We start from the raw sequence: 22,165 nt of genomic DNA, 5'->3' as shown, positions 1-22,165 counted from the left end.
GGCGAAAGCCTGGATTGCAGGGTCAACCTGAGAGCCTGGGCAGTGAGGACCTCTGCTGATCGACCCCACTCGCTCGACAGAGGGGAGTCGAAGTCGCATGGACTATTTTTTTGGCCACCCCAAATTGAATTATTGTCGCAACCAAATCAATACAGTAGGATGTGGTCCGCCTGTATTTCGGAACGCCACCAATCTGGCTTGGAGATTCCCAAGACCTGTTTCTGGGGCTCACCGATTTTTGAGTTCGATGTTCATGCCGCGGCGGTCGCGATGACACCCGGCGAGGCCCCACTCCAACCGGATTGGCGGGGACATCGTGAGATCCGATCGGGTGCCTCGCTGGCCGGGTGGAGAAATCCGAACGAGCCGCTGGTCCCCGCCACAAAGGAGCGTCTTGCACCATGCCTTCCCCCCCCCCAAGCCGTGCCCGACTCGCCTTCACGCTGATCGAGTTGCTGGTCGTCATTGCCATCATCGGCGTCCTGATCGCCCTCCTGCTGCCGGCCGTTCAGGCCGCACGCGAGGCTGCCCGCCGGACCCAATGCACGAACAACCTCAAGCAAATCGGTCTGGCGATGCATAACTACGAGAGCGTCTTCTCGAGCTTCCCACCGGGATACATGACCCAGCCTCGCGGCGGTGGCGTGCATGGAGCACCCGACGCAAACACCCTCGACACCGGCCCTGGCTGGGCCTACGGCACAGCGCTTTTGACCGCGATGGAGCAGGCGCCTGTATACCAGGCGCTCAACGTCAGCCTGCCTTGCTGGTCACGGGCGAACACCACGGGCACGTCGACTTCGCTGGCCGCATTCCTCTGCCCGTCGGTCAGCGATCCAAGCCGCACGTTTGAGGTGAAGGACCAGCCTGGCAACGTGCTGGCCCGGTTCTCCCGATCTCACTATGTGCTCAATGCGGGGAACGATGAGCCCTGGGGCTACCAGGTGGAAGACCACCGACCGCTCGCCGACGGGCCGTTCTACCGCAATTCCCTCCTGCGAATCGCGGACGTGAGCGACGGGCTGAGCAGTACCTTGTTTATGGGCGAGCACACCTCGATTCTGAGCGACAAGACCTGGGTAGGGGTCGTCCCTGGTGCGGTCGTCTGCCCCACGCCCCGATTCGCCTTCTCGAGTTGCGACTACGCCGCGACCCTTGTGTTGACCCACAGCGGCCCGGCGGCCGCCGAGGGCGACATCATCCACCCACCCAACGCCCGGTCTTGCCACGTCTGCCAGATGTATGCCGAACATCCTGGCGGAACGAACATCCTCCTGGGAGACGGCAGCGTCCGCTTCATCAAAGAGTCGATTAACCAGCGGACCTGGGCCGCGCTGGCGACCTGTCGGCGAGGGGAGGTGATCGGTGGCGACCAGTTCTGATTCTGAGCCGAGTTCCCGAACCCTCCCCAGCGCGGGTCGACTGGCCAGGTTGGCCGGCATCGGCATTCTCTCCGTTGCCGCTCTGGGATGTGGTGAAGCCCAGGTCAGTGCCGAGCATCGCGACCTGGTGCTCCGACTCGCCACCGGGGCGTCAACGCACGATCAGGCCATCATTGACCGGGCCGCCACGGATGTCGTCCAGCTCGAGGCCGACCACGCCTTGACCGACGCGGAGGCGGAAGCGTTCCATTCGATCCTCGAAGCCGCAAGCGCCGGCGATTGGGATCGCGCCCAGCAGCTTGCGTATGCGCTGCGCGACGGACAACACCCCACCGCTGAGGACCAAGAACGGGTCGCCAAACGCACGTTGCCGCCAATCAAAAAGGTAGGGGCTCACAAACCGGGCCACTGACCTTGAAGCACGTCGGGCCGGCGGTCGGATGACTCGACCGCCGGGCCCCAGCGTAATACCTGCCCCACTTTCCGAGCGAGGTCGAGAAATCGGGCTCAGTCTCGACGACCTTGAGTCCGGCCGGCCGCACCGCGCCACATCCCGAACTGGCCAAACGATGTTCTCGCCTGGTCGATACCGCTCACGAAGAACTCGGCGGCACCGACTCCGACCGTCAGAGTAATCACGTCTGACCGACTGGTCCGCTCTGGCGGGTCGACGAATATTTCATTTCGGTGTGTCTCCCCATCTTGTAGCCTACAGGCCCACGCTGATGAATCAATGAATTCCCTCTCAGGCGTGTCTCCCAGCCTGCAGGAAACCCCAGATGCAACGCCCACACCGATTCCGGCTTGCTTTGACTTGCCTTCCCATCCTGTTGTTCTTGCCGGTGGCCACACGAGGCGAGCCAGTGGCTGTCATCGTCGACACGTCGCTAGAAACCGGCTCGAGACAGATCCGCCAGTTTGCCTTTGACGGCGACGCTGAAACCTACTTCGCCTCGAAGGAAAGCCCGAGCATCTCCGACCACTTCACGCTCGTCTTCGATCGTCCGGTGTCGGTCAAGTCCCTCTCCGTCGTGACGGGCAAGCCTGACCAGGGAATCGTCGGCACGCTGGAAACGGGTGTGCTTGAAGTCTCGGCCGACGGCAAGACGTTCACTCTGCTGGCGAAGCTCACCAAGGGAGAGGCTTGCGAGGATTTGCCCGCCCAGCCGATCCGGGCCGTCCGGATCAAGCCAACGTCAGGTCAGGCGGACCCACTGGCCGTCCGCGAGTTCACGATTGCGTCCGACCATCCGATTGCCCACTTCAAGTACCCGATCGAAGTTGCAGTAGACTGCTCTGACTCGCCCGAAATGAAGGAATGGGCCGAGAAGGTCGCCCGGACCTGCGAACTCTGGTATCCCCGGTTGAACCAGGCGCTCCAGAGCGACGGACACAAGCCCTCAAGTTACATCACGATGCGAATCAGCAGATCCTACAATGGCGTGGCGGAGGCCAGCGGAGGCAACATCCTCGGTTCCTCGAAATTCTTCAAGTCTCATCCCGACGACGTCGGCGCCATGATCCACGAGACCGTTCATATCATCCAGCACTACCAGGACCGCAGCAACCCAGGCTGGCTGGTCGAGGGGGTGGCCGACTACATTCGCTTCTTCCTTTTCGAACCCGGCAAGATCGGCCCAATCAACGCAGAGCGAGCGCATTACGACGGCAGCTATCGCACGACCGCCGCGTTTCTTGCCTACGTCGCCGACAAATACGATCCATCACTCATTTCCAAACTCAATACCATGATGCGTGAAGGGACATACAAGGACCAGGCCTTCAAGGAACTGACCGGCAAGACAGTTCATGAGCTTGACGAGGAGTGGCGAAAAGCTCTCGAGCGATGACAGATGACCAATGTCTAAGATCGGGACGGTGCCGCATCGCCACGAAACCATCATGACTCGGCTCCAAGCTCACCAAGACTCCACGCACAAGTCAATGATTCCAATTACAACAAAACACAATATCCAACCACACCTAAAACACATCAATATTCTCAATGCCAGCGAGAGCCGTTCTCCAGTGGTTCACCCTCGAATACCTTATTCCGGAACAACTCAGATTTTGGCCCACATGGCAGTCACTTAAGCCAGCACACGGCAAACATAATCGTTCTTTAACTTTGATTAATACTTGATCGTCAGTAGGCCTTGGTCGAGCTGGCTCGGATACGAGAGAATTGGGCTATCACTAAAAAAGGATCGACTGTAAGAAAAGGGTCACGACGCAACTTAAAGAGAAAGCCTGACGCAGTCACCCACTTCGCTTCGCAAGATTTTCCCGTCGCAATTCTTCAGCACTGGTCCGAGCCACTTCTTTGGATTTAAACCCGGATTGGCACCAACTGCTTGTTGGCTTGAAAGTTACGTTATCTGGAGAGCATTAATGAAGCGGTCAAATCGCTCACGTCGGCCACTCCAATTGAACGCTGTTGAATGCCTTGAAACGCGAGCCTTGTTGACCATGGCCTCGACGGCGCCACTGCCTGAGGTAAACTTCACGGCGGGAGTTGACGTCGCTCCGGTGAATTTGAACTCCTACTTCAAAGATCCCGACGCAAAACCCGATTTTGCGATCTTCGATACGTCGCTCGGAAAAATCCCGGTGCTCCTGACCCCCGCGACCACACCAAAAACCGTCGCGAACTTTCTGAATTACGCGAACAAGGGCAGCTACGCCAACACCATCGTGCATCGCTCGGTCCCCGGCTTCATCTGGCAAGGAGGCGGCTATCAGCTCGGCTCCAACTCGAAGCTCAACACAGTCCCCGCGGACGCTCCCGTTCCGAATGAGTTCGGGGCGTCGAACACGCGCGGAACGATCGCGATGGCCAAGCTCGGCAGTGATCCCAACAGCGCAACCAGCCAATTCTTCTTCAACGAATCGAACAGCAACGCGGCCAACCTCGACAACCAGAACGGCGGCTTCACCGTCTTCGGGAATGTAGTCGGAGATGCCGGCCTGGCGGTGATGGACGCCATCGCGACCCTGCCAGTGCCCTCCCCAGGCCCTCTTAGCTCCCCCTTGAATCAAATTCCGCTCCAAAATTACACCGCCGGGACGACCGTCGAACCAGCCAACCTGGTCATGATCAACAACGTGACCACGGCGAGCGAACTCTTTGTAGCCTCCAGCGACACGCCCGGCGTGGCGACCGCATCGGTCCAGGGAAGCTCGCTGACTGTTACCCCGCAAGGGGTCGGGACGGCCCAGATCAAGGTTGTGGGCTACGGCTCCGACGGTAAGTCCGTGACGTCCACTTTCGTCGTGAACGTCTCCTCGTCGGCTCAACTGGCACCACCACCGCCGTCCTCGACGACCCCGCCACCTGCCGATACCACCACGCCTCAGGCCACGGCCCCCGCTCCGTCGGTCCTTGTTCCATCCGCCCGGGGTTCGCTCCCATCCACGGTGGTTGTTGGTCAGAGAGCCAGAATTCAACAGACGGTTTTCTTGACCCCTGCGACTTCATCGGGCACCGTCTCACAGACGGAGCAGGTGACACTGAGGCTCTCCAAGTCCCCGACCGGCTCCACGGGCGCAATCACCGTCGCGAGGACCACGGCACAGGTCAACCTGACGGAAGGCAAACAATCCAGAGTGAAACTCTTGGCCAGGCAACTGAACACGAGCGTACCGGCAGGCATCTACCACGTGCTCGTCTCTGTGACCGATCCGGACGGATCAACCACGACCGTCGACACAGGGAAAACAATGACCGTACTGGCAGCTCGACCGAAGGCGGCGTCAAAGCGCTAGTTTCGTATGGAACGGGCAGTCAAACCGAGCAACCCGGTGAACTTCGTCTGACTGTCCGTCTCACACACTGGCTCCGTTGCATCGAATAAAAACTCAAATCGGCGAAAGCCTCGCTGCTAATTCTGGGCGTGGGTACAGAAAAGGTGTCAGGATCTGATTTGGCTTTGCTCCTGCTTTTCGGGTCCTACTCCCCTCTTTTTTTTCTTCCCGGACATATCAGCCTGCGGTAGGCCCCCAGATGAATCTGATCAGAGTCGTCATGGAGCTCGTGCGCGATGATGAGGGATACCCCCCGTTCGACTCGGAAAGAGTCTGGGCCAAAGAGGCACGGGACGGGGGATACCTCATCGATAACATTCCCTTCTTCGCGAGTCAGGCCACCTACGGGGACGTGATTGATGTCGAATATCGCGATGGAGAAGCCTATTTCCTGAGGACTCGGGAATGGTCGAAGAATTCCCTGCTTCGCGTCATCTTCTTTGACAACCAAGACCCTTCGCCTCTGAGATCCGAGCTATCAAGGCTTGGATGTGAAACGGAACTCAGCGAGATCAACACAACCCTCTTGGCCATCAACGTACCACCCAACATCGACATGGGATCAGTCAGAGGCCTGCTGGAGGACGGCTCGAGGAAAGGTTTATGGGACTACGAAGAGGCAATCATCTGGGAATAGGCCCTCTGGATGATATGAATGAAAAGTGTCAGGACTTGATTTAGCCTGGACGTCTTTTCTACGCCTCTACCGATGAGATTCTGACTTCTGGCGATTTTCGTCGAAGAACCACCATGCCGATCGCGCTATCCGAGCAGGCAATCGAGGCCTTCCGACACTCCTGACCGGTGAGTCGCGCGTGACCACGTCCATTGTGGCCCCGCCCCCCCAACCTCAGACCATCCCGCTCCAAATCCGCAATTTACGCCTCGATCGTCTCCAAATCCCACGCCTCGACTTCCAGCAACACCAAGAGCAAGTCGCACGTTGATCCAGGCCGGATTCAGGACGCCCGAAATCAACGGCCCCTCGCGGAATACCCAACGGAGTGGTTCGAAACAGAGCCAGGCCACTTTAAAATGTTCCTGTGTTCCTCCGTTGCTTGACCCGGGCTCGATCGCCGTTGATACTTTTCGCGGCGGACCTGAAAGCAAGGGATGGAGAAGATATGGTCCTGGTTTGCATCGTGCTTGCGGTCGCCCTGGCGATCGTCACATTCATCGCACTTCGGTCGCGGCGGACTCTGGCGAAGCTCGAACGAGGTATTGCCGCTCTTGGCAATGGCCGGCCGACACGGCCGATTGCCGCGAATTATTTGTGTCTGGCCGGGCCGCTCGCTCGCTTGTTCAACGTCGTCGCTCCCAAGCTCGAGGCCCGGATTGCTCTCCAGGAACAGGACCGGCAGCAGCTCCGAGCCGTGCTGGGGGGGATGTCCGAGGGGGTCATCGCGATCGACGCGAGGCGGCGACTCCTCTTCGCAAACGCCAGTGCCAACCAGCTCTTCGGGATCGATGCCGACTCGGTTGGCAGGCTCATTCCCGAACTGATTCGCAGCACTCAGGTTCAAGGAGCCGTGGAGGAGACCCTCTCCAGCCAGAATCCGTACCAAGGGGAAGTGACCCTGGCGACTCGGGAATCGGTCTTGCGAGTCCATTCGCGGATCCTCGCGGTTTATGGAACCCCACTCCCCGGCCCGCCTCCAGGCGCGGTCCTCGTGTTCCACGACGTGACCGAACTGCGGAGGCTGGAGCGGATGCGGCAGGACTTCGTGGCCAACGCCTCGCATGAGTTGAAAACCCCGCTGGCCTCGATCAAGGCGTATACCGAGACCCTGCTCGACTGGGCACTAAAGGACGAGGCGGTCAACGTTCGCTTTCTCGAGCGAATCGATGAGCAGGCCGAACGATTGAACCAACTCATTCTCGACATGCTGAGCCTGGCTCGACTGGAGTCGGGCCAAGAGGTCTTCGAGCATGGCCCGCTCCAACTCGCCCCAGTGATCACGGCCTGCCTCGACTCGCATCGCGACCGCGCCGATACCAAGGGGCTGAACCTGACCCTCGAACTCGACGAGTTCGACGAGCGGAGCGAAGTCAAGGCCGACGAGGAAGCGATCCGCCAGATCCTCGATAACCTGGTCGACAACGCAATCAAGTATACTCCCGAAGGTGGCTCGGTTCGCGTCACCTGCCGCCAGGCGGACGACGCCGTCGTGGTCGAGGTCGCCGACACGGGGATCGGCATTCCTCGCGACGAACTGGCTCGAGTCTTCGAGCGGTTCTACCGGGTCGATAAAGCGAGGAGCCGAGAACTCGGCGGAACGGGGTTGGGCCTCTCCATTGTCAAGCACCTGGTCCAGTCGATCGACGGGCAGGTCACGGTCGCCAGCCGACTGGGCGCGGGGAGCAGTTTCACCGTTCAACTCCCCCGATTCCGCCCGCACGAACTCCGGATCTAAGCCGGTTTTCCAAGCGCGGTGCTGGGAATTCCAGGCCTCCTCACACAATCTTCACACTTGGTCGTTAAACTCAACGGCAGAGGCCGTTCCATAGGCTGAGGAAACGATCGCAATGCGACACGAGCGGAGTGCCAGACTGCAGGCGGCGACACTAGTCGCCATGATCCTTGTCGGATGCGGAGGAGACGGCGAGAGCCCCTCCGGCGCATCTGCTACGGTTGACATCGACGGGTCGAGTACCGTGTTTCGGATCAGTGAAGCCGCCCGTGAAGCGTATAGCGCGGTCAATCCGAACGTCACCGTGGTGGTTGACAACCACGGGACGGGGGGCGGGTTCGGCCACTACCTGGCCGGAGAGATCGACATCGTCGACGCCTCTCGACCGGCGAACGCCGACGAGGAAGCCAAGGCCAAGGCGCAAGGGATCCCGTGGACCCGCTTCAACGTCGGCACCGACGGCATCACCGTGGTCGTCAATCCCGAGAATCAGTTTGTGAAATCCCTGACCGTCGCCCAATTGAAGGCGATCTGGGAGCCGAACAGCAAGGTCATGACCTGGAAGGATCTGGACCCGTCCTGGCCGGCCCGAACGATCGTGTTCTACAGCCCCGATCAAGATTCAGGCACGTTCGACTTTTTTACCGAAGTGATCGTCGGCAAGGCCAAGCAGCAGCGAGACGACGTCCAGCCCAGCTCTGACGATAACACGCTGGTCAACGGCGTGGCAGGCGACGTCGACGGACTCGGCTACTTCGGCCACGCATACTTTGAAGCCAATTCCAACAAGCTCCGCGCGATTCCGATCCAGAATGGCGCCGCCGCTCCGGTCATGCCTTCCGAGGCCACCATCCTGGACGAGAGCTACACCCCGCTCTCGAGGCCTTTATTCATCTACGTCAAGAATGCCTCGATCCGACGCCCCGCCGTGTTCGGATTCCTGAAGTATTACCTCGAGCACATTGAGGAGCTGGCGAAAAAAGGGGGATACGTCCCTCCCACCTCGAAGACGCAGGAGGCCAACCAGAAGGCCCTGTCGGCTGGCGGAGACGCCTCGGCTCCTACCGCGAAGGACGCAGCGTGAGCGCGACCATACCGAGACCGGTTGACGCGGACGACAAGCTCTGGTTGGGCGGTTCCAAGCTCCGCGCCATTCGCGAGTCAGGAGTTTCTTTATTCCTGCTCCTCTGCGCGATGATCACGGTGCTGACGACCGCCGGGATCATCGTCGTGCTGGGTGTGGAGACCGTCGATTTCTTCCGGAAGTCGGGGGTGAGTGTGCTCGATTTTCTCACCGGCACGGTGCTGAAACCCGAACACCACCCCCCCAAATATGGAATCCTCCCCCTCGTCTGGGGGACGTTTGTCGTCGCGGCAGGCTCGACGATCATCGCCTTGCCGGTCGGCCTCTTGAGCGCGATCTACCTGAGCGAGTACGCTCCTCGTGGTCTGCGGGCGGTCCTCAAGCCGACGCTCGAGCTCCTGGCGGGAATCCCGACGATCGTCTACGGCTATCTCGCCTTGCTGGTCGTGACGCCCGTCCTCAAGGCGATCTTCGAGCCCTTGGGGATTCGCGTCGAGACGTTCAACGCCCTTAGCGCCTGCATCGTGGTGGGGGTGATGATCATCCCGATGGTCTCCTCGCTCAGTGAGGATGTGCTCTCGGCGGTCCCCCGCGGACTTCGCGAGGCCGGATACGGGCTGGGGGCGACCAAGTTCGAGGTCTCGACGCGCATCGTCGTGCCTGCCGCCCTCTCCGGCGTGGTTGCGTCGTTTATCCTGGCGCTGAGCCGGGCCATTGGTGAGACGATGGCCGTCGTGCTGGCTGCGGGGATGCGGCCTCAGATCAGCCTCAATCCCTTGACCTCGATCGAGACGATGACCACCTATATCGTGGCGGTCACCAACGGCGAAGCCTCATACGGCTCGCCGAAATATCTCTCGCTGTTCGCGGTGGGGATGGTGCTCTTCGCCATCACGTTAACTCTCAACATCGTCTCAGGATTGGTTCTCCGTCGGTATCGCGAGGTCTACCAATGAGCGCGCCGGGGTCGTCCTTGTATGCGCCACACCGTCGAGCTCGACGGTTCCTGGGTCCCATCTTCGGGGTGGCCTGCTTTGCCGCCACCTTGACGGGCGTGGTCGTGCTCTCGGTGGTGCTCGGAGCCGTGATCGCCGCGGCGCTGCGCCGCCCCGGAGCCGAGCCTTGGTACGCGATCGGAAGCAACACCCGAAGCTTGATCGAGATGCTCTGGGGACTGGCGACCAGGCCGCAGTCGAGCGACCCGACCCTGGCCGGATTCCGAGCCGGGATCGCGGGAAGTATGTGGCTCTTGGGCCTGGTGGCCGTCTTTGCGATCCCGATCGGTGTCGGCGCCGCGGTCTTTCTCGAAGAGTACGCGCCCCCTGGCCTGCTCCGTCGGATCATCCAGACGAACATCGCCAACCTGGCGGGGGTCCCTTCGATCGTCTACGGCATCCTCGGCCTGGCGCTGTTCGTCCGGGCCTTCGGGATGAAAGAGATCGCGCTGGGCCGCACGCTCCTGGCCGGTGGCTTGACCTTGAGCCTTCTCGTCCTTCCGGTCATCGTCATCGCGACTCAGGAAGCGCTTCGGACGGTGCCGAATTCGCTCCGCCAGGCGGCGTTGGCCCTGGGGGCAACGCGCTGGCAAATGATTCGCGATCACATCCTCCCAGCGGCCTTGCCTGGGATACTGACCGGGACCATCCTGGGCCTCTCTCGCGCGATTGGCGAGACCGCCCCGTTATTAATGGTTGGCGCCGCGGGTTCGATCGGCGTGCTGCCGCGTTCCCCGTTCGACCGATATACCGTCTTGCCGGTCGAGATTTACAATTACGCGAAGAATCCCAAAATCCAGTTCCAGACCGTGACCGCCGGGGGGATCTTGATCCTGCTCGTACTGCTGCTGACGATGAATGCCACGGCCATCGTCATCCGCAACCGGTACGGTCGCCCTGGCCGAGGCTAATCGCCATGAGCCTTCCCGAATCTTCCGTTGCGCCGGTCGCCGCTGCTCAGCAGCCCGCGACCACGGCAAGCCCCGAGTCGAGCGTTCTGGCCGCGCGAAACCTTCGGGTTTTCTACGGGGCCTCGCTTGCGCTCAAAGACATCAATATCGAAATCCCACGGCGGCAAATTACCGCCTTGATCGGCCCGTCGGGATGCGGCAAGAGCACCTTGCTCCGCTGCTTCAACCGGATGAACGATCTGATTCCCGGGGCCCGAATGGAGGGAGAGGTCTGGTTCGACGGTGATAACATCACCGAATCGGGCACCGACCCGGTCGCGCTCCGGAGGCGGATCGGCATGGTCTTCCAGAAGCCGAACCCGTTTCCCAAGAGCGTCTACCAGAACGTCGCCTGGGGCGCCAGGATCAACGGCTACCGGGGCGACATGGACGAGCTCGTCGAGCGTTCGCTCCGCCGCGCGGCACTCTGGGACGAGGTCAAAAACAAGCTCCATCGCTCGGGTCTGGAACTCTCCGGCGGCCAGCAACAGCGGCTCTGTATCGCGCGCACCCTGGCCGTCGAACCCGAAGTTATCTTGATGGACGAGCCCTGTTCGGCCCTCGACCCGATCTCCACGGCACGCGTCGAAGACCTGATGGACGATCTCAAAGACGAGTACACGATCGTCATCGTCACTCACAACATGCAGCAGGCCCGTCGGGTCAGCGACCTGACGGCCTGTCTGATGCTCGACGAATCCGCCAAGGACGGACACCGGACCGGTGTGATCGCCGAATTCAGCGCGACCGACCTCCTCTTCACCAATCCCAAGGACTCGCGCACCGAAGCCTACATCACCGGGCGGATTGGCTAAACCTTGAGGAGCGGATCAAATCATCGCTTCTTCACGGTTTTTCTCAGAATCCACACACCAGTGACACCGCGAACCGTGAAGATAGGTAGGTCGCTCAACGCCCAGACCGATAGACCCAACGGGTCCCGCCGACCATGCCTAAAGCCAAGATTTTGATTGTGGAAGACGAGCGTGCGCTGGTGGAAGTCCTCGCCGCGAATCTCGAACGCGAAGGGTTCGAGGTCCTGACAGCGCACGATGGCCAGGATGGACTGCGGCAAGCCCAGTTAAAGCTCCCCGACCTGATCGTGCTCGACTTGATGCTACCGGTTAAGCCCGGCTTGGAGGTCTGCCGCGAGCTGCGGAACGGAGCCCGGACCCGGGAGATCCCGATCGTCATGGTCACCGCCAAGGCCGAAGAAACCGACGAACTGGTCGGCTTCGCCGTCGGTGCCGACGATTATGTGACCAAGCCCTACAGCGTCAAAATCCTGATCGAGCGAATCAAGAAAGAGCTGCGCAGGCGACAGTCCAAGGAGGAATCGTCCTCCAGCACATTGATTGAGAGTCAGGGAGTGGCGATCGACCGCCATGGTCACCGCGCACTCCACCAGGGCGAGGAATTGCCGCTGACGCCGACCGAGTTTCGCCTCCTTGAGGTCCTGCTCCGTCAGGCAGGCCGAGCCTTCACACGCTACGAGTTGATGGACGCCGCGATTGGGGAAGACGCCGTGGTCCTCGAGCGGACCATCGACGTCCATATCAAAAGCTTGCGTAAGAAACTGGGGGACGCGGCCGATCTGATCGAGACCGTTCGAGGCGTCGGTTACCGATTCCATGTGCCTCGACTGATCGAGACCTGAGGTCGTTGGCGGTCTGCAGCGCCATCGGTGGGGTGGGCCGAGGCATTCTGGGTGACTGCGTTCCGCTCCGGAAGTAATTCCGCGCGGACCACCGCAATTTCGCGAGGCGCTTCAATGCCTAAGCGTACCTGTCCCCCTTCGAGGCGGACGACGGTCACGCAAATATCGTCGCCGATGTAGAGTTTTTCCATCAATTTCCGTGTCAACACCAGCATGGCGCAATTCCTTCGGGAGACGTCACCCACGTTTCCATCACGCTTCTGTCCAACCACCCCAATCCTGGGGACGTTGTCTCTCCTGAGTAACCTAGGTTACAAGTCTCCCCCAGATTGAACTCAGCAAATTTTCCCACCTCGGTTCGACCAATTCTCAACTCGCCATGGTCCGTCAGAACCCCTTGATTCCTGCGTGGGAACCGTCTCCCAGGCATCGCGATGCCACTCTTACGGCCATCATCGGGTTGCCGTTCGATGTTGTTTTCCGTATTCAATTACTGCCGAGTCATCGTTTGTGACCTCGCGAGCGGACCCCGCGGACCGCGTTGAGGGGTCGCTTGGACCGTTCCGCCTTTGGGGACTCGGCCACCGGGTTCCGGGGCAGAGAATTCCGGTCTGCGCTGGACAGCGCCGCGATTTTTGGCAGCATAGTGCGAATAATTGAGTTTGAAGACTGTCGGCGGAGGGGGTGCTTCCGTCGCGGACGGTCTGCCTCTGGCGAGGAAACGATGTCCCATACACGGGTGATTGTCATTGGGTCAGGCTCCGCGGGATTGACCTCCGCGCTCTACTCGGCGCGGGCCAATCTCTCGCCCCTCGTCTTGGAGGGGCACGAGCCGGGCGGCCAATTGACATGGACGACGGTCGTCGAAAATTTCCCCGGGTTCCCGGAGGGCGTCGACGGTCCCGAGTTGATGGAATTGATGCGGAAGCAGGCCCAGAAATTCGGCGCGGACTGCCGGTACGAAACGGTCATTGAAGTCGATTTCACCCAGCGTCCCTTTCGGATCAAGACCTCCACGGATCCCAAAGACCCCGAGGCGGCCACGGCGGAATACACGGCCGACGCCGTGATTGTGGCCACCGGCGCTTCGGCCCGGACGCTCGGACTCGATAAAGAAATGCACTACATGGGCTACGGCCTGAGTACCTGTGCCACCTGTGATGGGGCGTTGTACCGCGGCAAGCAGGTCGCGGTCGTCGGAGGAGGCGACTCGGCGGTTGAGGAGGCCAACTTCCTCACGCGTTACGCGGCGAAAGTCACCCTCATCCACCGCCGCGATTCGCTTCGTGCCTCGAAAATCATGCAGAAGCGGCTCTTCGATAACCCGAAGGTCGAATACGCGTGGAATGCCGGAGTTCATTCCTACCTGGGTGTCGACGAACCTCATCGCTCGTTGACCGGAGTCCGGCTCACCGCGCTCGACGGGAAACCAGGCGCGACTCGCGACCTTGCGCTGGATGGCCTCTTTCTGGCGATCGGCCACACGCCGAATTCCAAGATTTTCCGCGAGAAGCTCGCGATGACGCCCGACGGCTACATCCTGACCCCCACCGCGCTGGCCTGGAAAGGAACGCCCGCTCCTGAAGGACTCCGCGATCAAATGGCGAACTTCGGCACCGCCACAAGCGTAGAAGGGGTCTTTGCTGCCGGTGATGTCGTCGATACGCATTATCGACAGGCAATCACGGCCGCTGGGTCGGGCTGTGCCGCCGCAATCGATTGCGAAAAATGGCTCGAATCGCTTCACGGTTAAAATCCGAGCTGCGGCTGTAGAGCTAGCCGCGTATTTTTCGTCCGAATCTTCTGGTCCCGGTTTCGTGTTTCGGGGCTGGAATTCGACGATAAAGAACACGATTCGGACCTGGCTGTGTCCCTTGTCGGTGAGCTCTTGTAGAGGGACAAATACCGGCGGGTTCGATCGCGGTTCGATTGATCCTGAATTTTCAGAATAATTTCGCTACAATACCAATACCCTGACGGCGGCAATCGGGATGCGATGCCCATGCCGCGACAAATCGTTCGGGAAGATTTTTTTTGGGAATTGAGATCGTATGGAGAGTCGACCCCCGCAAGAACCTCCCCGACGATCCGCGGGCGGCCGCAAGCCCAACGCGGCCGGTGGGTCTCCCACTCCGCCCTGGCTTTGGCTCTTGCTCATTGTCGGATTCGCCTTAATCTTCTGGCAGCTCTCGTCCAAACCCGAGACCACGGTCAGCTACAGCCCCTTCTTCCTCGATCAGGTCAAGATGAACAACATCAAGACCTTATCGATCCAGGGTGGGGAAGCGCGCGGTGAGCTTCGGAAAAAGCAACTCTATCCTTCAGCAACGATGCCCAACCCCTCGGGGGGATTGCCGTTGCCGATTTCGAAGTTCGTGACGAACTTCCCGTCCGAACAAGCCATCAATGATGTCGTGAACAAGCTCCGCGAGGCGGAGGAGAAAGAGAGGAGATTAAGCCGGGTCAGGAAGCCGCGGAGGCCAAGCCGGGGCAGGAATCCGTCAAGATCGACATTCAACCGCCCAATACGGCTAACACCCTGATCTGGGTCACCTTCCTGCTCCCGACTTTTCTGATTCTCGGCCTCGTCTACTTCATGATGAGACGGGCCCGTGACCAGTTTGACGGGGGAATCCTCGGAAGCTTCGTCAAGAGTCCGGCCAAACGGCATGATAAGTCGAAGCAAAGAACGACATTCGACGAAGTCGCCGGGCTTGAGAACGCCAAGAGCGAGTTGCAGGAGATCGTCGAGTTTCTCAAAAACCCCGAGAAGTTCCAGCGGCTCGGCGGCCGGATTCCCAAGGGGGTCCTGCTGATCGGCCCGCCTGGGTCGGGTAAGACCTTGCTGGCTCGCGCGGTGGCGGGAGAAGCCGGTGTTCCCTTCTTCTCGATCTCCGGATCCGAGTTCATCCAGATGTTCGTGGGCGTCGGTGCCAGCCGGGTCCGCGACATGTTCAAGACGGCCAAGGAAAGCAGTCCTTGTATCTTGTTCATCGATGAAATCGACGCGGTCGGCCGAGTCCGAGGCGCAGGGCTGGGAGGAGGTCACGACGAACGCGAGCAGACCCTCAACCAGATCCTCACCGAGATGGACGGGTTCTCTCCCAACGAGAGCGTGATCGTGCTCGCGGCGACCAACCGTCCCGACGTGCTCGACCCCGCCCTGCTCCGTCCCGGTCGTTTCGACCGTCACGTCACGGTGGATCGCCCCACGAAGAAGGGACGCCTCGCCATTCTCAAGGTTCACAGCCGCAACATTCCGCTCGACCCCGACGTCGACCTGGAAGGCATTGCGCGGGGGACCGTGGGCATGAGCGGAGCCGACCTGGCCAATCTGGTCAACGAGGCGGCCCTGCTGGCCACCCGCGAAGACAAGAACCAGGTCGACATGGCCGACTTCGATGCGGCTCGCGACAAGATCATCATGGGGGCCAAGCGCGAGGAGTTCATCACCGAGAAGGACAAACGCGCCACGGCCTACCACGAGATCGGCCACGCCCTGGTCGGTTGGCTCTCTCCAAACACCGACCCGGTCCACAAGGTGACGATCATCCCGCGAGGCCGGGCACTCGGAGTCACCCAGTTCCTCCCCGAGGAGGATCGGCTCGGGTATAGCGAAAGCCAGGTCGACGCCAAGCTCGCCGTCCTGCTGGGCGGCCGCGCGGCCGAGCGCCTGATCTACGATGACCTCACGACGGGGGCCGCCGAAGACCTCAAGCAGGCGACCCGCCTGGCCCGGATGATGGTCACACAGTGGGGAATGAGCGAACGGATCGGCCCGGTCTTCTTCCGAGCTTCGGAAGAGCACCCCTTCCTGGGTCGTGAAATGAGCGAAACCCGTGACCATTCCGAGCACACCGCGCAGGTCATCGACGAGGAGGTTGCGCGTATCCTTCGCGAGGCCGACGAGCGTGCATTCCACATGCTCGAAGATCACCGTGAAGATCTTGAACGCTTGACCGAAGCCTTGATCGAACGCGAGGTCCTGAGCGTCTCGGAGATCGAGGAATTGATCGGCAAGCGAGCCGGTCCGCCCACGAATGTGTCCGGCGATGAGGTTGCCGCCTCGCTCGACAACCCAGTTTGATCGGGAAAGGCCCTAGGGGTGCTCCTGCCTCTCTGGTAGACTCTCTTCCCCAACGGTCAGGGTTTTTTCGACCCTGACCGTTGAGGTGAGGCCTGATCGATTGATGGGTTCGGGAGCCGATCGCCGTGTCGACGAAGTCAACGAGCGCGTGCCCAGTGGTCTGCGCGGGGGTCGTGGTTGCCGACCATCTCTGCACGCCAATCTCACACCTTCCGGCCGCCGGCGAGTTGGTGGCGGCCGACGACTTGATCTTGAATATTGGCGGCTGCGCCTCCAATGCCGCGATCGCCCTGGCCAAGCTAGGCGTTCGCGCAGCGGTCTGCGGCAAAGTGGGTGACGACGCCTTCGGCCGGTTCGTGGCCGAGACTCTGGTCGCCAACGGTGTCGATGTCCGCGCCCTCTCGATCGATCCCTCGCGAGCGACCAGTCAGACCCTGATCATCAACGTGAAGGGACAGGACCGGCGCTTCGTTCATTCGTTCGGGGCCAACAAAGGTCTGACGGCCGCGGACCTCGACCCCCTCTTGCTCGATCCCACTCCGCGTGTGCTCTACGTGGGAGGTTACCTGATCCTTCCCGCCCTCCACGCGGCGGCCCTGGCCGAGCGGTTCTCCCGCGCCAGGAAGGCAGGGACGGTCACCGTGCTCGACGTCGCCACCCCCGGCCCCGGCGATTACCTCCGTCATCTGCGTGCTGTCCTGCCCGAAACCGACGTCTTCCTGCCGAACACCGATGAAGCGGCCCTCATCCTGGGCGAGACCGATCCCGTTCGCCAGGCCCTTGCCTTCCGGGACCTTGGCGCCGGCTGCGTGGTGATTACCTGTGGCGAGCGAGGCGCAGTGGTCGTCTCCGACTCACTCCGCGTTCGACTCGGGACCTACCCGGTCGCCTACCTCGACGGCTCCGGCGGCGGGGATGCCTTTGATGCCGGGTTCATCGCCGGGCTCATCGATGGTCTTTCCACTCTCGACTGCCTGAAACTCGCCAGCGCGGTAGGTGCGAGCTGCGTCCGCGCGATCGGAACCACTGCGGGGGTCTTCACCCGCCCGGAGGCCGACGCCTTCATCCAGCAGCATGAGCTGGCCATCGAGCCGGTCTGAACCCGATACCGGGCCGGGCCGACGCTCCTCACTCGTGTCCCCACTCAGATATCGAGGATCATTTCCGCCACCCATTCGTCGCCGATGCGCTCCAGCGCCAGGCCATGATGGGTGACGGCCTTGACCTCGTGATCGAGGACATGCCGATCGTGATCGATCGGCTCGCCACCGATCTCCGCGTGCAGACTTCGGCCATCCTCGGCCACGGTCACGTCGAAATCGGCGTAGAGCCGGTGTTCGGTCTCGAGCCGGTAGATCAACTCGTTGAGCCAGGTCGTGAGCAACTCGCTGGGAGAGTCCGCCTCCAGAGTGAGAGCGTCGCGGCGCTCCACACGAACGTCGGGTCGATTGACGACGATATAGTCGAACACCCCCTGCGCCGCGGTTCGAAACAGGTCGTTGAGATCGCGGCCTCGAATCTTGAGCCCAACGTCGGCAGTGTGGTCGAAGATTTCGATGGATCCCAAGGGACGAACTCCGTGCCCCGTCGGGGCGTTCTGAGGGCCGAGTCGTTTCCGCTCGACGTGTTGCCTATCATACTCGCAGAGTCGCGTCCGAGTCCCCGGTTCGCGCAATCTCCAGGACCCGCGAAATTCATTTCATGGGCCGTCTGAAACGATTCACCTAACCTCCGGAACGATGCCGGAAAGAGAGAAACCGCGATGATTGAATCTGGCCAACCCGCTCCCGACTTCACGCTCCTCGACCAGCGAGGCCAGGAGGTCACACTCTCCCAACTTCAGGGAGCGCCGGTGGTCCTTTACTTCTATCCGAAGGACGATACTCCCGGCTGCACCAAACAAGCCTGCGCCTTCCGCGACGCCCGGGCCGACTACGAAGCGGCCGGAGCCCACGTCATCGGCGTCAGCCCCGACGATACCACGTCCCACCAGAAGTTCGCCGAGAAATACGATCTCCCCTTCACGCTCGTCGCCGACGTTGGCCATCAGGTCTGTGAAGCCTACGGCGTCTGGCAAGAGAAGAATAACTACGGCAAGAAATCCATGGGAGTCGTGCGGACGACGTTCATCATCGATCGAACCGGGATCGTTCAAAAGATCTTCCCGAAGGTCAAGGTCGACGGGCACTCGGACGAGGTCCTCGAGACCGTCAAATCGCTTTGACCCAAACCAAGAAACCGCGAATCGATCGGGAGACCGAGCAGAGTCGGCCTCCCGCCTCGCGGCAACTGCCAGTGCTCCGGGAAGTAGGTGAAACGGGCGATTCACTGCCGAAATCGGGCCTTTCGTCCCTTGCCGTCAATTCCAGAGCCGACTCGCCATGCTCTCCCACCGGCGGCATTGGCGATGAATAATCAGGCGCGGGCTCGCGTGCGTTAGCCAGGTCGGCTTCCTTCGCAAGGCCGTCCCCAAAGGCCTTCGCGGCCTCAACCGCTCGACGTAAGTGTTCGTCTGCGAGTTGGGGCCCAATCTCTGGGCAGCAAGCACAGGCGAGAAAGCCGCGTTTGCAGGGCTCGGCTCGCCCCAGAATTATTGGAAGCACTCGCCAGTTGGTGCCTCCGGCAGGGGTCTCCCCGCTCCTTCTGTCAACCGGGTTCGTCTTGGGCCGCTCGAACGCGGTGGAGACCCCAGGATCTTCAACTCGCTGAAGTCCGTGCATCAAAACGAGGACCAGATCCACGGCATGGATGTCGCCGCGATGCGGCCGGGGATGGAGTACATCGACCGTGGCCGGGATCCAGTCGCCCGGAGCGTGACGCCGTCGAATGGTGAGCCGGGGTTGATACGCCCCGGCTTGGAATTGATACCTTCGGAATCGATCCGATCAAGTCCAGGACGCTGCAGCTTCCCGGTGCCCTCCATCCCCCGCCCGCTCTGGCACGGTGGCTCGATTACCTCTCGGTAGAAGTGCCTTTTTTCCTTGCAAGCAAACTCATAATAATTCAACCACATTACTAAACCCCTATTTTAAAGAAACGCTTCAAGCCGGTCGCCGCTTTGGCTTTGCCTTAACCGTGTGTGGACTTGTCGGGGTCTTGGCTGTCTTGTTCTAATAATCTCTTCCCCAATCAAGGGGGTGAGTACTACTTCGAACGAAGATGGGTAGGAGATCGCACGATGCTCGGGACAAGTCGATTCACGGCGGCGGGATTTGCCCTGTCCGCATTGATGGCTTGGTCGATTCCGTACGCCGGTGTTCATGCAGTGCAATTTCGACCAGTGGCCAAGAAAAAAGCGGCGACCGCCCCCGCCGGGGCTCCGCCCATCGCGACCGAGCGCTCGGCCTTGGCGTTTGGTTACGGCGGAAAAATCGGCCCCCAGGAGGAAGGCTTCATCCCTGGCTTCGAGTCGTATAAGCTCCGGTTCGGGCCAGGCGACTGGGCAGGGGCCAGGATCATCGTCTCAAGCGCCTGGGGCGATGAGAATCCGAGCACCGATCTATGGGACTGGACAGGGGGCCTCAACGTCCGATGCACCGACGTAAAGTCCGATAAAGACGGATTTTATATCATCTATTCCTTGGCGACGGCAAACGCGGCAAAGTGGGTTGTTGTCAACTTCCGCTACACCCTGCGAGACGGGCGACATGGGGTCGCCAACGCTCTGATCCCCTATCAAGGTAACGCGAAAATCCCCACCGACACGGTCGCGGTGCTTGGTTTCGGCGGGAAGGTTGGCCCAACAGAAGAAGGATATATCCCTAAGTTTGAGTCCTACAAGCTCCGGTTCGGGCCAGGCGACTGGTCGGGAACCAAGGTCTTCCTGGGCAGCAATTGGGGCGAGGGGTCAGGCGCAATCGACGTCTGGGGCTGGCGGGGGACCGAGGCCAGGTTGTCGGAAGTCCGCCGCGACCCGCAAGGATATTACTTCATTCACTCGGTGCTCACGGCCGGCCATTCGAGGTGGGTCTCCTCGCTCTTCCGATTTTCGAGGAAGGACGGCCGGACGGGAGTCGCGCAGGCGCTGCACTCGTATTCAGGGGCGCTCCCGCTCCCGAAGCCGACTGGTCAACCGGCCGGCTATCCGGCCGCCGCGGCCTCCACGGTCAAGAAGCGCCCGAAGCCCACAGAGCGCATCCTGGCGGCGGCTCGCCCGACCAAGAACGACTTGGTCTATCTCCAGTCCCTCTCCGACGAGTTCGAGGGAATGGAATTCGACGATTTCGCCGCGCTGACTGAGCTGGACTTGAGGGGTAAAGCGATCGACGACGAAGGCATGGTGCATCTTCGAGGTCTGAAGCAACTCCGAACCCTCTCGCTCAACGAGACAAGAGTGGGCGACGCCGGCCTCGAAAACATCGCGGGGCTCAAGAACCTCCAAAAACTCCACTTGATCGATACACCTACAACAAATGCCGGGCTTGAGGTCGTCAGCCGGCTCACAAATCTGACCGAGCTGTTTATCAGCGGCACGTGCGTGACCGACTCGGGATTCCCCGTGCTTCGAAGGCTCAGGAAGCTGAATAGTCTCGCGTTCAGCACAACCGACGTCGGCGATGCCGGGCTGGCGGTGTTGGCTGATCTGCCAGAACTCTACTTCCTCAACATCGGCAAGGATCCCGCCTTCGAGAGCGAACAGTTCACCCTGGCCGGCCTGGCAGGCCTCAAAAAAATACCAAGACTCGCTCGATTGGTCTTGGATCGGCTCAAACTCAGCGAAGGCAGCTTTGCCCAGCTTCGAGGGTTGCCCAAAATTTCTCGGCTCAGCCTGACGTCGACAAACGTTACCGACGCCGATCTCGTCCATCTCCAAGAGTTACCCGAACTCAATGAACTCTACCTTGATGGCACGCCCGTGACCAACGCCGGCCTCGTTCATCTGAAGTCGATCCCCACACTCCAATACCTGCACCTCGGCTATTCTGACATCGGCGACGCGGGGCTGGCTCACATCGCCGGCCTCAAGAATCTCGAACTCCTCGCGATCACCAAGGCCAAAGTCACCGACGCGGGGCTCATTCACATCAAAGGATTGACACAACTCAAACGTCTTCACCTCCCGGATAACAACATCACCGGGGCCGGTCTGGCAAATCTCCAGGGCTTGACCAAGCTGTATCGGCTCACCCTCTACGCCAATTCCCTGAATAACGCCTCACTCGCCCACCTCAAATCCTTGCCGGAACTCCAGCAGCTCTCCATCTCCGGCGAACAGATCACGGACGAAGGGCTCGTTCATCTCAAAGCACTGGCGAATCTCCACTATCTCAGCATCACCTGGACCAAGGCGACCCAGGCGGGTATCGACGACCTCAAAAAAAGCCGGCCCAATCTCGAAGTCGAGTACGGCGATTTTTAGGCTGTGCGTGGGTGGGAAACGGCGGTGACTTTGCGGGTGGGCACGGCCCACCCGTCTTTTTCCCTGGTACGGTCGGCTTCATCCTGCCACCACCTCAAGTACGAGGTAGGCTGAAGCCAACCCCATACGCGGGAATGGACCGCTGAGAGCGGGCTTACCCTCGAGTGGCTCAGATCGATAGGGTGGCTGGGAACTGTTCGGCCTCGGGGGCGAAACCTGGTGGGCCGTGCCCCCCCTACAAAAGCCGGATGGCTTCGCACCGAAGGTCGATCACAGTTGGGGCCATCGATTTGGGGTGTCGAAGAGCCAGCCCCAATGCGGAATCAGACCCCGGGCCGAGAGGCAGGCGGGGCCTCCGCTTGTAAAGCGGCACGCGCTCGGCTGGCACCGAGACGCGTGGAGAGGGGACACGATGCGCCGGGGATCACGGCAGCAT

18 protein-coding genes and 1 pseudogene are annotated in these 22,165 nt (G+C 60.8%); 17 read left to right on the top strand and 2 right to left on the bottom strand.

Annotated elements, in window-relative coordinates; translation table 11 throughout:
- Positions 1 to 401 precede the first annotated feature (401 nt).
- The 11 genes from V5E97_RS15045 (at position 402) to V5E97_RS14995 (ending at position 12,283) form a co-directional block, all read left to right on the top strand.
- Positions 402 to 1,382, top strand: a complete 981-nt coding sequence (locus V5E97_RS15045; RefSeq protein ID WP_406700131.1) for a DUF1559 family PulG-like putative transporter — start codon at positions 402 to 404, stop codon at positions 1,380 to 1,382.
- Positions 1,366 to 1,794, top strand: a complete 429-nt coding sequence (locus tag V5E97_RS15040) for a hypothetical protein (protein ID WP_406700130.1) — start codon at positions 1,366 to 1,368, stop codon at positions 1,792 to 1,794. Before V5E97_RS15045 ends, V5E97_RS15040 begins: the two co-directional genes overlap by 17 nt.
- 367 nt (positions 1,795 to 2,161) lie before the next feature.
- Positions 2,162 to 3,232: a basic secretory protein-like protein gene (locus V5E97_RS15035; protein WP_406700129.1), complete on the top strand. Its 1,071-nt coding sequence runs from the start codon at positions 2,162 to 2,164 to the stop codon at positions 3,230 to 3,232.
- A 619-nt stretch (positions 3,233 to 3,851) separates the two neighbouring features.
- Complete coding sequence (locus tag V5E97_RS15030; protein WP_406700128.1) at positions 3,852 to 5,147, top strand: peptidylprolyl isomerase; 1,296 nt, start codon at positions 3,852 to 3,854, stop codon at positions 5,145 to 5,147.
- Between the two features lie 238 nt (positions 5,148 to 5,385).
- Positions 5,386 to 5,823, top strand: coding sequence for a DUF4265 domain-containing protein (locus V5E97_RS15025; RefSeq protein ID WP_406700127.1), 438 nt, complete (start codon positions 5,386 to 5,388; stop codon positions 5,821 to 5,823).
- Between the two features lie 487 nt (positions 5,824 to 6,310).
- Positions 6,311 to 7,600 (top strand): sensor histidine kinase, encoded by a 1,290-nt coding sequence (locus V5E97_RS15020; RefSeq protein WP_406700126.1) that lies wholly within the window; start codon positions 6,311 to 6,313, stop codon positions 7,598 to 7,600.
- A 112-nt stretch (positions 7,601 to 7,712) separates the two neighbouring features.
- The gene (locus tag V5E97_RS15015; protein ID WP_406700125.1) at positions 7,713 to 8,681 is read left to right on the top strand and encodes a PstS family phosphate ABC transporter substrate-binding protein; all 969 of its coding nucleotides are present in this window, start codon (positions 7,713 to 7,715) and stop codon (positions 8,679 to 8,681) included.
- The gene (gene pstC / locus V5E97_RS15010; protein ID WP_406700124.1) at positions 8,678 to 9,637 is read left to right on the top strand and encodes a phosphate ABC transporter permease subunit PstC; all 960 of its coding nucleotides are present in this window, start codon (positions 8,678 to 8,680) and stop codon (positions 9,635 to 9,637) included. The genes V5E97_RS15015 and pstC overlap by 4 nt, the downstream gene beginning before the upstream one ends.
- Positions 9,634 to 10,587, top strand: a complete 954-nt coding sequence (pstA, locus tag V5E97_RS15005) for a phosphate ABC transporter permease PstA (RefSeq protein ID WP_406700123.1) — start codon at positions 9,634 to 9,636, stop codon at positions 10,585 to 10,587. Before pstC ends, pstA begins: the two co-directional genes overlap by 4 nt.
- Positions 10,588 to 10,592: 5 nt before the next feature.
- Entirely contained in the window at positions 10,593 to 11,441 is an 849-nt protein-coding gene (gene pstB, locus V5E97_RS15000) for a phosphate ABC transporter ATP-binding protein PstB (RefSeq protein WP_406700122.1), read from the top strand.
- Positions 11,442 to 11,575: 134 nt separating this feature from the next.
- Entirely contained in the window at positions 11,576 to 12,283 is a 708-nt protein-coding gene (locus tag V5E97_RS14995; protein ID WP_406700121.1) for a winged helix-turn-helix domain-containing protein, read from the top strand.
- Here the strand turns inward: V5E97_RS14995 and V5E97_RS14990 are convergent.
- Positions 12,247 to 12,498: a carbon storage regulator gene (locus tag V5E97_RS14990; RefSeq protein ID WP_406700120.1), complete on the bottom strand. Its 252-nt coding sequence runs from the start codon at positions 12,496 to 12,498 to the stop codon at positions 12,247 to 12,249. The two genes, V5E97_RS14995 and V5E97_RS14990, sit on opposite strands and share 37 nt — an antisense overlap.
- A 509-nt stretch (positions 12,499 to 13,007) precedes the next feature.
- On the opposite strand from V5E97_RS14990, the gene trxB reads away from it, so the two are divergent.
- The 4 genes and pseudogenes from trxB (at position 13,008) to V5E97_RS14970 (ending at position 17,470) form a co-directional block, all read left to right on the top strand.
- Positions 13,008 to 14,036 carry a thioredoxin-disulfide reductase gene (trxB, locus tag V5E97_RS14985; RefSeq protein ID WP_406700119.1) on the top strand — a complete coding sequence of 343 codons (1,029 nt, stop codon included), beginning with the start codon at positions 13,008 to 13,010 and terminating at the stop codon, positions 14,034 to 14,036.
- A 298-nt stretch (positions 14,037 to 14,334) separates the two neighbouring features.
- Positions 14,335 to 14,826 carry an ATP-dependent metallopeptidase FtsH/Yme1/Tma family protein gene (locus tag V5E97_RS14980; RefSeq protein WP_406700118.1) on the top strand — a complete coding sequence of 164 codons (492 nt, stop codon included), beginning with the start codon at positions 14,335 to 14,337 and terminating at the stop codon, positions 14,824 to 14,826.
- A pseudogene (ftsH, locus tag V5E97_RS14975) lies at positions 14,799 to 16,370 on the top strand (ATP-dependent zinc metalloprotease FtsH); the annotation flags it as partial. The gene V5E97_RS14980 and the pseudogene ftsH, both read left to right, overlap by 28 nt.
- 125 nt (positions 16,371 to 16,495) lie before the next feature.
- The gene (locus V5E97_RS14970; protein ID WP_406700117.1) at positions 16,496 to 17,470 is read left to right on the top strand and encodes a carbohydrate kinase family protein; all 975 of its coding nucleotides are present in this window, start codon (positions 16,496 to 16,498) and stop codon (positions 17,468 to 17,470) included.
- Positions 17,471 to 17,514: 44 nt separating this feature from the next.
- Here the strand turns inward: V5E97_RS14970 and V5E97_RS14965 are convergent, their stop codons facing one another.
- Positions 17,515 to 17,937: an archease gene (locus V5E97_RS14965; protein WP_406700116.1), complete on the bottom strand. Its 423-nt coding sequence runs from the start codon at positions 17,935 to 17,937 to the stop codon at positions 17,515 to 17,517.
- 195 nt (positions 17,938 to 18,132) lie between these two features.
- Here V5E97_RS14965 and bcp point away from each other — a divergent pair, with 195 nt between their 5' ends.
- Complete coding sequence (gene bcp, locus V5E97_RS14960; RefSeq protein ID WP_406700115.1) at positions 18,133 to 18,594, top strand: thioredoxin-dependent thiol peroxidase; 462 nt, start codon at positions 18,133 to 18,135, stop codon at positions 18,592 to 18,594.
- A gap of 954 nt (positions 18,595 to 19,548) precedes the next feature.
- Complete coding sequence (locus V5E97_RS14955; protein WP_406700114.1) at positions 19,549 to 21,729, top strand: leucine-rich repeat domain-containing protein; 2,181 nt, start codon at positions 19,549 to 19,551, stop codon at positions 21,727 to 21,729.
- Positions 21,730 to 22,165: the final 436 nt, after the last annotated feature.

Origin of the sequence: Singulisphaera photorubra, from assembly GCF_045290345.1 — a bacterium.
Taxonomy (GTDB): domain Bacteria; phylum Planctomycetota; class Planctomycetia; order Isosphaerales; family Isosphaeraceae; genus Singulisphaera.
This window is presented reverse-complemented; position numbering and strand designations above follow the sequence as displayed.